The sequence below is a fragment of the Desulfitobacterium metallireducens DSM 15288 genome (genome assembly GCF_000231405.2).
Classification (GTDB): Bacteria; Bacillota; Desulfitobacteriia; order Desulfitobacteriales; family Desulfitobacteriaceae; genus Desulfitobacterium_A; species Desulfitobacterium_A metallireducens.
In genome coordinates this window covers 1,052,964-1,065,515 of the sequence record NZ_CP007032.1, presented here as the reverse complement: position 1 = coordinate 1,065,515, position 12,552 = coordinate 1,052,964, and the positions used below count along the sequence as shown (strand labels likewise).

Sequence of the window (12,552 nt, the reverse complement as noted above, 5' to 3'; positions counted from 1 at the left end):
ATCATGTCACCCTTGTTTCTGCAAGAAAGGAGCATGATAGATCAATCGAGTGGATATCTTTCTAATAGCGCCTTTTTGACATGAGAAGGCACAAATTCCGAAATTTCGCCTTTAAGACTGGCTGCCCAACGAATCGCACTCGAACTGATAAAGGAATAGTCACTCTTCGTCATCAGAAAGATGGTTTCAATATCTGGAGCGAGTTTCTTGTTCATCAAAGCAAGTTGTAATTCGTACTCAAAATCTCCTGTAACTCTCAAACCACGAATGATAGCGGTTGCCCCGCACTGCCTGGCGAATTCGATCGTGAGTCCCTCAAAGCCTTTGACGCTTATCCCTTTTAAGTCTTTCGTCGCTTCTTCCAGAAAAGCCACCCGTTCGTTAAGGGAAAAAAGCGTACTTTTTTGGCTATCGACCGCGACCGCTATAATAATTTCATCAAAAATCTCCGATGCTCTGACTAGAATATCCAAGTGACCATTGGTCACGGGGTCAAATGTACCTGGATAAATAGCTGTCTTTACATTCATATCTCACTTCTCCTCAACTCAACTAACCTTCCACGCCACATTCTCTTGTCCTAAAATTTGGCCAAGATCTCCTATCAGCGCTTCTAAATCCTTCACCCAATATTCTTGTCTACTTTGGATCAGTTTCTTATTCTCCTCATAAAAAAAATAGACTGGACAAGGACCCGTATACTTTTGTAATACGGATAGAACTTGTTCTAGAAGAGGGGTACCCTCCTGAGCAAATCTCAGAAAAAGCTTTCTTTGAGTAAGCGTTTCATTCGAATTTGGGATCGTAGGCGTACTTAAATAACCCTTCGAAGTTCGATGCTCAGGTAAATGCTCTAAATCATAAATTTTTTCAGCAAAAAGTTTCTTTTCATCCTCGCGGACATTGAATTTTCCTTCAATAATCGAGATTTGATCATCGCCTAGCCCCGATATTTGCGCAAAAACACGCGGAAAAACGAGAACTTCGATCGTGCCAGTCAAGTCTTCAAGGACAAAGCTAGCCATCATCTCCCCTTTTTTGGTAAGAGTCGTTCTATATCCCGTAACTAAGCCACCTAAAATAACCCTCTGATCTTCTTCAAGCTCAAGACAGGTCATTACATCAGAAGAAATGGCCGCTTTAAGCTTGTCCTGAACGCTTGAAAGTGGATGTCCGGAGAGATAGAGCCCTAAATACTCTTTTTCCATATTAAGTATTTCTCGTTCTGGGAATTCTGGCACCTCCTGCAGAGTCACGCCTTCATCCACAGAATCACCAAAATCGAAAAGAGAAATTTGTCCACTTTCTTTATCTTTTTGTCGCTGCTGAGCCATTTCCAGAACCCGGTCTAACCCTAAAAGGCCCTGAGCACGGCCACAGAGCGAGCTAAAAGCCCCTGCTCTTAATAAGCTTTCTAAAACACGTTTATTTAATACCTTGCTATCCACCCGAATGCAAAAATCATAAAGAGAAGTAAAGGCACCTTCTTGACGTGCTTCAATAATTTTCTCAACGACATTTGCACCCACATTGCGTATCGCCCCTAACCCAAATCGGATACCGTCCCCTTCAATGCTGAAATCAACTCCGCTTTTTTGCACAGACGGTGGAAGGACTTGAATCTCTAGTGATTTGGCTTCTTGAATATAAAAGGATACTTTATCTGAAGAATTCATGACCGTACTCAGTAGCGCAGCCGTAAATTCTTGAGGATAATGAGCTTTTAAAAAGGCGGTTTGATATGAAATTACGGCATAAGCCGTTGCATGACCTTTATTGAACCCATATTCTGCGAACTTAGCCATCAAATCGAAGATCTCTCCGGCTTCTTGCTCTGTGAGTCCTAACCGCAACGCACCGGGAATAATCCATTCTCCGGTATCATTTTGTAACCCATGGACAAAATTCTGTCGCTCTTCTTCCATGATTTCTTTTTTCTTTTTTCCCATCGCCCGACGTAGCAAATCGGCTCGCCCCAGTGAGTAGCCTGCTAAATTTCGGGCAATCTGCATGACCTGTTCCTGGTAGACGATAATTCCGTAGGTTGAGCGCAGAATCGGTTCAAGCTTAGGATGCAGATAGGTAATTTTACCCCCATGCTTACGTCGGATAAACTCAGGAATTTGGTCCATCGGGCCTGGACGGTAAAGGGCTAACACTGCAATAATGTCCTCAAAACAGGTCGGTTTTAAGTCTTTTAGAACAGCACGCATACCCCCACTTTCGAGCTGAAACACGCCGGTGCTATTCCCCGTGGAAAGCAATTCATAAGTTGCCTCATCTTCAAGGGGGAGAGTCCGAAAATTTAACTCAATACCCCGTGTCTCTTCAATCATACGCTGAGCAACTTGGAGGATCGTCAAGTTTCGCAAGCCCAAAAAGTCCATTTTTAAAAGTCCAATTTCCTCTACAGTTTTCATCGGAAATTGGGTCATGAGGAAACTTCCGTCTGAGGTCTTTTGCAGTGGTAGATAGCTCATTAAGGGTTTCTTCGCAATCACAACGCCCGCTGCATGAGTTGAAGCGTGACGTGGCATCCCTTCAACCGCTTGAGACAACTCATAAAGGCGTTTGATTTCGGGATCCTCAGCGACCATCTTAACCAATTCCGGAGATGCTGTTAACGCTTTCTCCAAAGTCATTCCCAGATCGCTGGGAATCGCTTTGGCCACTTTATCTACCCGGGCCAAGGGTAACGCCAAGACCCGCCCAACATCACGGATCGCAGCCTTAGCCCCCATCGTTCCGAAGGTAATAATTTGGCAGACTTTATCTGCCCCATATTTTTCAGTCACGTAATGGATGACACTCTCTCGCCCTTCAGGGTCAAAATCAATATCGATATCCGGCATACTGATTCGTTCCGGATTAAGGAAACGTTCAAAAAGCAAATCATGTTGCAACGGTTCAACGGTGGTAATTTCCATGAGATACGCGACCATGCTTGCGGCCGCTGACCCACGACCCGGTCCCACCGCTACACCATGCGTACGCGCATACTGACAAAAATCGGCAACGATCAAAAAATATCCTGAAAAGCCTGTTTGCGAGATAACCCCAAGTTCATACTCCAAGCGTTCTTTTTGTTCCTCCGTTTGCTCAGGATAATACTTAGGGAAGGCTTCCAGACATTCTTGGCGTAAAAAGGTATCGAGCGTATACCCCTCCGGAACCTGGAAAACAGGCAAATAGTGGTCCCCAAATTTAAAATCCACCTGGCAACGTTCTGCAATCCGTGCCGTATTTTCGAGGGCTTCCGGGTGTTCCCCAAAAAGTAGTTTCATCTCTTGTTCGGATTTCAAGAAAAACTCTTGACTGGAAAAACTCATACGTGAAGCATCAGTTAAGCTTTTTCCGGTCTGAATGCAAAGGAGTACATCCTGGACAAACGCATCTTCCTGTTTGATATAGTGAACATCGTTCGTCGCTACTAAGGGGATTCCTGTCTCCTTATGAACTTTATACATGCCTGCATTAACCCGACGCTGCTCCTCAATCCCGTGATCTTGGATTTCTAAGTAGAAATTTCCCTTTCCAAAAATTTCTTGATACTCTAAAGCTGCCTTACAAGCACTTTCATATTGATTCCCTAAAAGATACTCTGAAACTTCTCCTGCCAAACACGCACTAAGCGCGATTATGCCGCTACTATATTCCTTTAACAAGGCTTTATCTACACGGGGCTTATAATAAAAGCCTTCCACCTGGGCAAGGGTCACCAAACGGACAATATTATGATAGCCCTCCTCATTTTCCGCAAGTAAGACCAGGTGACGGTTTTTATCATCTCTGCCCGGAATACGTTCCTTCCGTCCATGCGGAGCAACATAAACCTCACACCCAATGATCGGCTTGATTCCCACTTTGTGACATGCTTTATAAAAGTCGATCACACCATACATCACGCCATGATCGGTTATAGCTAAAGACGTCATCCCGAGTTCCATTGCCCGTTTTACAACTTTATCAATCCGGGCGGCACCATCGAGCAAACTGTATTCTGTGTGGACATGTAAGTGGGTAAACATCGTTTTCTCTCCTCTTTATATAGGAAAGGCCTTGATTTCGTAAATCAAGGCCAATTATTTATTTTAGTGCAAGGGATTATTTATGTCCCATTCGCGCTGACATTAGACCCTTAGCTACGAGTGAATCTTCAGCATAAACATCAATTTCAATATTGCTATGTTTTTTAGAAACTAAAAGAAGTTTTGCAGTAATTCGCACCTGAGTACCTACTGCAAGCGGTTGCAACTGATAAAGTGTAAAATTCTCTGTGATGGCATCTAATCGATATTGTTTACGTAAAGCAATATAACCCGCCATATTCATAACCGTAACCAATACACCAACGCTTGCTGAGCCAAATTCATTGATCATAAATTGGGTGATTTCGCCCTCGATCGTGAGGTTTTCCGAATCTTCGAGATAACGAAAACCACTTAAAATGAGATTATCGACGGTTTCTCCAAATTGAGGCTGTTTTTGCACCTGCTGATAGGCTTCGATCACATCTTGAAGACTAATGATCCCAATCAATTTTCCCTGCTCGACAACAGCGGCGATCTCCCATCCTTCCCACACCATGATCCGGGAAACATGAGTCACTGAATCATCTCGACCTACGACATAGGGCTTCGAATTCATGACATCGACGACTGAAGTCTTCATATCCGCTCCTGCGAGATCGACAGCCGTTATAATCCCAACCACAATCATTTCTTCATCAACCACAGGGAATCGGCTATGGCTCGTTTTCTGAGCAAGTTCATACCAATCTTGAACCGTAGCTTTCGTCGTTAAATAATGAACATCCTTAACCATAATATCTTCGACGAGTACGAGTTCCTTCTCAATTAATCGATCATACAAAGCCCTATTGATCATCGTCGTTACTGCAAATGTATCATAGGGTGATTCGATAACCGCCAAATTCTTTTGACGAGCTAAATCTATCACATCTTGTTGGGGTTCAAACCCGCCCGTAATCAGCAACGGTGACCCTTGATTCAAAGCGTACAGTTGGGCATCATGACGATTTCCCACAATACAGAGTCCTTCTTCTTCAAGATAACGTTCCATGGCATCCAGTTCCATCGCAGCGATAATAAATTTATTAGGAGAATGATCCAAAGTTTCCGCTCCGCAAAGGACCATGCCTTCCACGATTTGAGAGACTTCACGCAAAGTTAAGTCCTCAATCTGGCGTTCTTTGACCCCTTCAATTCGTATCGTCCCGACTTTTGGAATAGAACGAACAAAGCCTTTATTCTCAGCTTCTTTAATCGCCCTGTAAGCCGTTCCTTCGCTGACATCCAATTCCCGTGCAATAAAACGCACAGAAACCTTGCTTCCCACAGCAAGGTCTTCTATAAAACTCAAAATCTGTTGATGTTTTGTTTGACTCAAAGTATTTACGCTCCCCACTCTTCATCGGAAAAATATAGATTTTAAACTTTAACTGCATTATAACATAAGAATTCACTTACAACCATCAAGTCAAATAGATATTATCAACCGTCAATTAAATATTATTCTCGGTCTTCTGTTTTTTCTTGCGTTGAGTCATGATTCCACCAATTTTTCCCGCATCTCTCGCGCTGAGAGAATGCCACCCCTCATCGCGGACTTGATCCATTAAGCCTAATTCAGCCGCAATCTCCATCTTCAAAGCTTCATACGGATCTGTTCGCTTTACTTTCGGTTTCTTTTCTTTTTTATCTTTTTTCAATGAATTTTTCTTTAAAGATGGATCACTTTTCACAATTTCTTCATCATTCATGATCAAAGTCCTCCTCTGCTGATCCCTTGTCCTAAATAATGCGGACAAACGGGTGTCTTTTCACCGTGCCGGTGCTCCAACCGACAACGTCCATCAACATGAAAAAGGCAATTCGCTGCGCACATTTTTTGTGTCATACTCCTTCAACTCCTTTATTTCCATTTTTGCCGAATTTACAAAAAAAATACCCATCTTTCAATGAGCTAACTTTCATTTTTAAGTTAAAAAAGGTTAGAATGAGAACAGCGTATTAAATCAGGTAAAATAATAAGTAAAGCAAAGGAATGAATGTTGAGAACGATGAAACGCAACTATGACGTAATACTATTTGATTTAGATGGTACCCTGACTGATCCCAAACTAGGAATTGTAAACTCAATTCTGTATGCCTTAAATTCCCTTGGCATTAGAGAAAACGATCGCGAACGGTTAATAAAATTTATTGGACCTCCGCTTAAAGATTCTTTTATGGAGTATTATCACTTTGATGAAGAGCTAGCCCTCCATGCCATTGATAAATATCGAGAGTATTTTGCGACGAAAGGCATCTTCGAAAATGCAGTTTATCCGAGAATTCCGATGTTGCTTAAAGAGCTATCCGCCCAAGGCAAAAAAATAGCTCTTGCCACTTCGAAACCTACGGATTTTGCTCAGCGCATCTTAGATCATTTTAACTTGAAACAATATTTTTCTTTTACAGGCGGGAGTAATCTCGACGGGAGCCGTACAAAGAAAAGCGAAGTTATAGCTTATGTTTTACAGGAAAGCCAAGTAAAAAGCCGCTCTAATGCGGTGATGATTGGAGATCGGAAATTCGACCTGATCGGCGCCAGGGAAATCGGAATTGATTCCATTGGTGTGTTATATGGGTATGGTTCTCAAACTGAACTTGAAAGAGAAAATCCAACTCACCTAGCAAATACAGTGGACGATTTGAGAAAAATCTTACTTTAATTCATTAGCTATCATTCGCCGATATAGCGATCCTCGCTTAATGAAATTTTACAAAGAAAAACTCGGGTGATTCACTCTATGAATTTCCCGAGTTTTTTACTATTGAATTTGTTCGTAATTATTTTAGTCAATTCTAAGTACTTCACCCGGTTTCAACGCTATCCCTTGGCTTTCCGGGAATTTACGGTTTAAGAGCTCAGTGAATTCAGCCTCATCCTGCCTGATATTCGGGAAGGTATTATAGTGCATCGGAATCACACGTTTGGCCCGCAGAAGCGTTGCTGCATAAGCTGCCTCTTCCGGACCCATGACGAAATTATCCCCAATTGGAAGCATCGCCAGCTCCAAAGGATGCCGACGTCCAATCAGCTCCATATCTCCGAAAAGACCAGTATCCCCAGCATGATAGAGCCATTTACCTTCCATTTGCAGAAGAAAACCACAGGCAAGACCGGCATATACGAAACCGTTTTCACTCTCTGGAACTTCAAAAAACGATCCATGCAGAGCCTGTGTTAAGCGGACCATGCCAAAGCCAAACTGATATTTACCGCCGATATGCATCGCATGCGTTTTCGCTCCAGCTCGCTCACAAAGCAATGCTAATTCATAAACCCCGATAATCGGCGCACCCGTCCTTTTCGAAATCTCAATCGCGTCCCCCAAATGATCTGCATGACCATGCGAGACAAGGATCCCATCCAATTCTTCAATATCCTCAGCTTTGATATCTGCTTTCGGATTCCCTGTCAAAAACGGATCAATCAAGAGTCGCCCTTCATTCCCTACAATTTCAAAACAGGAATGGCCATGATAACGAATTTCCATGCAGAATTTCCTCCCATATGTACGCAGAGTGTATGCAAAATTATGATTAGAGTAAGTAAGGACTATACGTTGAGCAGATACTAATCTTGGGCAGAACTGCGCCTACCTTAGCGGGGTGAGTCACATGAGAGTGGCTCACCGACCGAAAACACGCAACAATCTTACTGCTGCATGAGCAGTTATGCTATAAAAAACTAACCTTGCTTATAAGTTTGTAACGTCGCCCATAACTCTGGATAGCTAAGATTCATTTCCCAAAGGGCCACGCCTCGAATTCCTCGCCGGATAGCCAGATCTAATTTCTCCTTCAAGCTCCGTACGTCTTCAAAGTAGACTGTATGACGTTTGCCTTCACTGGCGTAGGTGAAGAAGGTCGAATGTTGTTGGGCATCCCATCGCAGAGGTGCACCCATGCGACGTGCCAACTCCGTCGCGCGTCTATAGCTTATCACTTTTGCCCCATTTCCTTGAACCCAGTCATATCCATATAGAGGAACTCCCATCATGATCTTTTGAGCCGGAATAGTTCTTAAAGCGTAATCCAAGACTTGATTCACCCAGGGTAAAGAAGCAACAGATCCCGGTGCGCTTCCCGGCCAATGCTCTTCATAGGTCATCAAAACAATTTCATCAACGATTTGTCCTAATGCCTGATAATCAAACGCACCCTTCCAGACATCGGTTGTATCTTCCCCCGTTTTTGCTGGCACATCCATAGTTACTCGATAGTTTTCCCGTTTCAACTGCATGGTCCAATTATAGATAAGTTGTGTGTAAAGATTTCGATCCTGAACGGCTGCTTTCTCGAGGTCGAAATTAACACCATCCAAGCGATATTGGCTTAATAAATTGCGTATATTCTGGACAACACGGTTAGAAAACGATGGATTACGCACAAGTTGCGACAGCAGCTCCGTCGAAAATTGCCCTTTCGGCGTAAGATTTGAGATCACGAGCAACGCTTTATTCCCCTTCTGATGAGCTTCAGCGATTAGTTGGCGACTCGGATGTGCTGATAAGTCCCCATTGGCCTGAATTGAAATCTGGAAGAAGGCGATTTCATCAAGAAGATATCCATAGCGTTGAAAATAGGGATAAGCTCTTTCTCGTTCCGTCAAGCCGTTATAAAAACCCAAAAGACTTAGAGGCATAAATCTTCCCCCCTCTCCAAGCAGTTTATGCACCAGAAAGGGGGGAATGTTCCTCTTTATTATTTTGTTCTATCTTAATTATTTCCTCATTATTTACTGTGCTTTCGCGCAAATGCTGTCAGCGCCTGAGTCCGACGGAGCATAATGAAGAGAATGAAGGTAAAATCCGCAATCAATAATACGGCTGCCCAGATCCATGAACCCATTGCTCCTAACACTGCAGCAATTCCAAAACATGCGCTCATCGCATAGAGCATAAGCACAGCTTGTCGCTGAGATAGCCCTGCATCAATCAAGCGATGATGGAGATGCCCCCGGTCTGCTTGTCCAATCGACTGGCCATGAATTTTACGGCGAATAATAGCAAAGGTTAAATCGGTAAGTGGCATCCCCAAAACGACTAGAGGGAAAACCAAGCCAAGTACTGTAGCTGTTTTTAATAATCCCATAATTGAAATCCCGCCAATAATGTACCCCAGGAACATACTCCCTGTATCCCCCATAAACACCTTGGCTGGGTGAAAGTTATAAACGAGAAATCCGAGTGCTGAACCCGCTAAGGCTAACGTTAAATGTGCCGGCACAACCTGGTTAATTCGGTTTGCTGACCAGAATAAAAGGATTGCTGCCATGAAACAGATTCCTGCCGCCAAGCCATCAAGACCATCTGAAATGTTAACGGTATTGACTAACCCGATAACCCAAAAAATCGCAAGTAAGGCGCCAACCCACCACAGCTTGATTGCGCCAAAATACGGCAGGGAATCCATAGAAAAGCCAAACAAAACGAGCACAGAAGCCGCAGCGATTTGCCAAAAGAGTTTGGTCAAGGGCCGCATGTCTTTTATGTCATCCCAAAGACCTACCCCTACAATTATCGTGCTTCCGACAAATAAACCAGAAAGGTCTGAATTCCAGCTTTGTGTAAACACGATTGCAAGCCAAAAGGCGGCATAGATTGCTAATCCACCAATTCGGGGTATCGGTCTTTTATGAACATGTCGTCCTCCCGGAATCGCGATGGCACCCCAACGATGACCTAAAATCATTGAAATTGGAGTAGCCAAAACTGCGATCAACAGGGCAAGGATAAATGTCCAAACATAACTCATGATCTATCCTCCGAAATCTGTTTTATTATTATGATTCCAGTTTCATACTATATTGTTCGGTTGCTTTAGACAAGTCCCGGATAACCCCACTGACGTAAAGCCTCATACGCGATGATCGCGACTGAGTTTGATAAATTCAAGCACCGTGCATTCGGAAGCATCGGTAACCGAATCGCCGTTTCCGGATACTTAGCAATAATCTCAGGGGCGAGCCCTTTTGTTTCTTTACCAAATAAGAAATAACCATTCTGTTCAAATTGAACATCCGTATGGGGACGTGAACCCTTAGTCGTTGCTAAATAGCGCGGCCCTGAAGGATTCATTTCTTCAAATTGAGCAAAGTTTTCATAGATATGAAGATCAAGCTGATCCCAATAATCCAAGCCCGCTCGTTTCATATATTTATCAGTAATTTCAAAACCTAGAGGTTTAACAAGATGAAGTGTCGCCCCGGTAACCGCACAAAGACGAGCTACATTCCCTGTATTCGGGGGAATCTCCGGTTCGACCATAACGATGTTTAGCATTAACTTCGACAGTCCTTTCCTTTTAACTGTGACAACCTGAACAATTACCCCCGCAGTGAGTCGAGCAACCGCCTGTACCACTTGCTCCAGCAATACCCGGACTTGAAAATCCGGAAAGTTGGCGCGTTAGTCCAAGGTGTTTACATTCAGAGCAGGTTAAGTCCTGTCCCAATTCACCCATTTTGCACAGCTGCGTTAACTTCGTTCCACAACTTGGACATTTAAACTCATAGATTGGCATTTCATTTCCCAACCTCCATTAATTCGCAGTCATCACACGCATCAACCTATTATACCCCAAAATAGCTTCGATGCCCAAGTTTTGTTTTCTATTATCTTGTAGTAGCACAGACGTCATGATATTATAAAATTATATATTAAAAATTCAGTTTTTGTTAAAAGGAGGAGCCGAACTTGTTTTCAAACGAAGACCGTAACTTACTTGAGCTTATTTCTCAGAACAGTCGTCTAACTCCAGATGAACTGGCTATCCAAACTGGATTATCTAAAGAATATATTGAAGGTCGTATCCAGCAGTGGGTAGACGACCGGGTCCTTGTTTACCGACCCCTTGTGAATTGGGAGCGCACTGGAGCTCCAGATGTCTCTGCCCTCATCGAGGTTAAGGTTCTTCCTCAACGTGGGTTTGGCTTTGATAAAATTGCCAAGCGCTTGCAAAAATACCCAGAGATTAAAGCGGTTTACCTTATGTCCGGAGGCTTTGATCTCACTCTAATGATTGAAGGAAAAACAATGCAGGAAGTCGCGCTTTTCGTTTCCGAAAAGCTTGCTCCGCTCGAGCATATTCAAAGCACAGCCACACATTTTGTTCTTCGTCGTTATAAACAAGACGGTGTTGAACTCATGGGAGAGGAAGAAGCGCTTGCACGGCTTGTGGTTTCTCCATGAATGAATATCTTTCACCCATCGCGAGAAATCTTCCACCCTCGGGTATTCGAAAATTCTTTGATCTAGTCTCAACGATGAAAAACGTCATTTCTCTTGGCGTTGGGGAACCCGATTTCGTAACCCCCTGGACGGTTCGGGAAAGTGGCATATTCTCGCTTGAGCAAGGAAAAACCATGTATACGAGCAATTCCGGTCTTATTGAACTCCGTGAAGAACTCTCCTATACTATGTCTCATAATCTAGGAGTCGAATATGATCCAAATCATGAGATTCTCATTACCGTTGGGGCCAGTGAAGCCGTTGACCTTGCCATGCGTGCCCTTCTCGGTCCTGGTGACGCTGTCTTAATTCCTGATCCTGCTTATGTATCCTATGCTCCTTGTGCTACGTTAGCAGGGGCTGAAATAAATTATGTCCCTACTCACGCAGAAGACGGCTTCCGTTTAAGAGTTAAAGATTTGGAGAAAGCCTATACTCCAAATTCAAAATTATTGGTTCTCTCCTTCCCCAATAATCCAACAGGCGCCATCATGACACGCGAGGATTATCTACCCATCGCGCAGTTTGTCACTGAGCATGACCTCATTGTTTTATCCGATGAAATCTATTCCGATTTGACTTATGAAGGAACGCACACGGCTTTTGCCAGTCTACCTGAAATGAAAAACAGGACTATGCATATTAGTGGCTTTTCTAAATCATATGCCATGACAGGATGGCGAATTGGATATGCTGCAGGGCATCCTGATCTTATTCAAGCGATGACCCGAATTCATCAATATACGATGCTTTGCGCGCCAATTACTGCTCAATTTGCTGCTCTTGAAGCTTTACGTTCCGCTGGAAGCGCTAAAGCTGAAATGGTGGCAACCTATGATCGACGGAGACGTTTAATGGTGCATGGTTTCCGCAAGATGGGACTTACATGTTTTGAGCCCCTTGGCGCCTTCTATGTCTTCCCGAATATCACTTCCACAGGCTTAAACTCAGAAGATTTTGCTGAGCAACTCCTTCAAGAAGAAAAAGTTGCCGTTGTCCCGGGGACTGCCTTTGGCCCCTCAGGTGAAGGTCATATTCGCTGTTCTTACGCTTATTCAACCGAACAATTACAAGAAGCGTTGAAACGCATGGAACGATTCGTTCAAAAAAGGCTGTAAAGCTTACTACAGACCCTTTATTGTACCTGCAACGCAAAGCGTTTCCACTAACGCATACAGCCCCTTCCAGTATAGGAAGAGGCTGTTTTTCTCTTTTAGGAAGATTCTTCGTTTTCTTCTGAATATTACGGA

General features: G+C 43.5%; 13 protein-coding genes. 3 read left to right on the top strand and 10 right to left on the bottom strand.

Annotated elements, in window-relative coordinates; translation table 11 throughout:
* Window positions 1–41 precede the first annotated feature (41 nt).
* The 5 genes from coaD to DESME_RS05105 all read right to left on the bottom strand — a co-directional run bounded on the left by coaD (window position 42) and on the right by DESME_RS05105 (window position 5,919).
* On the bottom strand, window positions 42–530 hold the full coding sequence (coaD, locus tag DESME_RS05125; protein ID WP_006717955.1) for a pantetheine-phosphate adenylyltransferase: 489 nt from the start codon (window positions 528–530) through the stop codon (window positions 42–44).
* 18 nt (window positions 531–548) lie between these two features.
* On the bottom strand, window positions 549–4,028 hold the full coding sequence (locus DESME_RS05120; protein ID WP_006717957.1) for a DNA polymerase III subunit alpha: 3,480 nt from the start codon (window positions 4,026–4,028) through the stop codon (window positions 549–551).
* A 76-nt stretch (window positions 4,029–4,104) separates the two neighbouring features.
* Window positions 4,105–5,409 (bottom strand): DRTGG domain-containing protein, encoded by a 1,305-nt coding sequence (locus DESME_RS05115; protein WP_006717960.1) that lies wholly within the window; start codon window positions 5,407–5,409, stop codon window positions 4,105–4,107.
* 115 nt (window positions 5,410–5,524) lie between these two features.
* Window positions 5,525–5,782 (bottom strand): alpha/beta-type small acid-soluble spore protein, encoded by a 258-nt coding sequence (locus DESME_RS05110; RefSeq protein WP_006717962.1) that lies wholly within the window; start codon window positions 5,780–5,782, stop codon window positions 5,525–5,527.
* A gap of 2 nt (window positions 5,783–5,784) precedes the next feature.
* Entirely contained in the window at window positions 5,785–5,919 is a 135-nt protein-coding gene (locus DESME_RS05105; RefSeq protein ID WP_006717964.1) for a hypothetical protein, read from the bottom strand.
* A gap of 163 nt (window positions 5,920–6,082) precedes the next feature.
* Here DESME_RS05105 and DESME_RS05100 point away from each other — a divergent pair, with 163 nt between their 5' ends.
* Complete coding sequence (locus DESME_RS05100; protein ID WP_025248676.1) at window positions 6,083–6,736, top strand: HAD family hydrolase; 654 nt, start codon at window positions 6,083–6,085, stop codon at window positions 6,734–6,736.
* Between the two features lie 123 nt (window positions 6,737–6,859).
* Here DESME_RS05100 and DESME_RS05095 read toward each other — a convergent pair whose 3' ends face one another.
* The 5 genes from DESME_RS05095 to DESME_RS15590 all read right to left on the bottom strand — a co-directional run bounded on the left by DESME_RS05095 (window position 6,860) and on the right by DESME_RS15590 (window position 10,595).
* A complete protein-coding gene (locus DESME_RS05095; protein ID WP_006717968.1) occupies window positions 6,860–7,564 on the bottom strand; it encodes a metal-dependent hydrolase in 705 nt (234 codons plus the stop codon).
* A 194-nt stretch (window positions 7,565–7,758) separates the two neighbouring features.
* Window positions 7,759–8,715: a glycosyl hydrolase family 18 protein gene (locus DESME_RS05090; protein WP_006717970.1), complete on the bottom strand. Its 957-nt coding sequence runs from the start codon at window positions 8,713–8,715 to the stop codon at window positions 7,759–7,761.
* Window positions 8,716–8,804: 89 nt separating this feature from the next.
* Window positions 8,805–9,827 (bottom strand): glycosyltransferase family 4 protein, encoded by a 1,023-nt coding sequence (locus DESME_RS05085; protein WP_006717971.1) that lies wholly within the window; start codon window positions 9,825–9,827, stop codon window positions 8,805–8,807.
* Between the two features lie 65 nt (window positions 9,828–9,892).
* Window positions 9,893–10,354, bottom strand: coding sequence for a tRNA (cytidine(34)-2'-O)-methyltransferase (locus DESME_RS05080; RefSeq protein ID WP_006717974.1), 462 nt, complete (start codon window positions 10,352–10,354; stop codon window positions 9,893–9,895).
* A 22-nt stretch (window positions 10,355–10,376) separates the two neighbouring features.
* Window positions 10,377–10,595: an FmdB family zinc ribbon protein gene (locus tag DESME_RS15590; protein ID WP_006717976.1), complete on the bottom strand. Its 219-nt coding sequence runs from the start codon at window positions 10,593–10,595 to the stop codon at window positions 10,377–10,379.
* Window positions 10,596–10,768: 173 nt separating this feature from the next.
* Here DESME_RS15590 and DESME_RS05075 point away from each other — a divergent pair, with 173 nt between their 5' ends.
* Both DESME_RS05075 and DESME_RS05070 read left to right on the top strand, forming a co-directional pair.
* Window positions 10,769–11,263: an Lrp/AsnC family transcriptional regulator gene (locus DESME_RS05075; protein WP_006717978.1), complete on the top strand. Its 495-nt coding sequence runs from the start codon at window positions 10,769–10,771 to the stop codon at window positions 11,261–11,263.
* Window positions 11,260–12,420: an aminotransferase class I/II-fold pyridoxal phosphate-dependent enzyme gene (locus DESME_RS05070; RefSeq protein ID WP_006717979.1), complete on the top strand. Its 1,161-nt coding sequence runs from the start codon at window positions 11,260–11,262 to the stop codon at window positions 12,418–12,420. Before DESME_RS05075 ends, DESME_RS05070 begins: the two co-directional genes overlap by 4 nt.
* Window positions 12,421–12,552 lie beyond the last annotated feature (132 nt).

Bases quoted from the DNA above. Each gene is read 5' to 3' on its own strand.
- DESME_RS05110 (WP_006717962.1), bottom strand. From the start codon at position 5,782: ATGAATGATGAAGAAATTGTGAAAAGTGATCCATCTTTAAAGAAAAAT.
- DESME_RS05080 (WP_006717974.1), bottom strand. From the start codon at position 10,354: ATGCTAAACATCGTTATGGTCGAACCGGAGATTCCCCCGAATACAGGG.
- DESME_RS05090 (WP_006717970.1), bottom strand. From the start codon at position 8,715: ATGCCTCTAAGTCTTTTGGGTTTTTATAACGGCTTGACGGAACGAGAA.
- DESME_RS15590 (WP_006717976.1), bottom strand. From the start codon at position 10,595: ATGCCAATCTATGAGTTTAAATGTCCAAGTTGTGGAACGAAGTTAACG.
- DESME_RS05095 (WP_006717968.1), bottom strand. From the start codon at position 7,564: ATGGAAATTCGTTATCATGGCCATTCCTGTTTTGAAATTGTAGGGAAT.
- coaD (WP_006717955.1), bottom strand. From the start codon at position 530: ATGAATGTAAAGACAGCTATTTATCCAGGTACATTTGACCCCGTGACC.
- DESME_RS05070 (WP_006717979.1), top strand. From the start codon at position 11,260: ATGAATGAATATCTTTCACCCATCGCGAGAAATCTTCCACCCTCGGGT.
- DESME_RS05105 (WP_006717964.1), bottom strand. From the start codon at position 5,919: ATGACACAAAAAATGTGCGCAGCGAATTGCCTTTTTCATGTTGATGGA.
- DESME_RS05120 (WP_006717957.1), bottom strand. From the start codon at position 4,028: ATGTTTACCCACTTACATGTCCACACAGAATACAGTTTGCTCGATGGT.
- DESME_RS05100 (WP_025248676.1), top strand. From the start codon at position 6,083: ATGAAACGCAACTATGACGTAATACTATTTGATTTAGATGGTACCCTG.
- DESME_RS05085 (WP_006717971.1), bottom strand. From the start codon at position 9,827: ATGAGTTATGTTTGGACATTTATCCTTGCCCTGTTGATCGCAGTTTTG.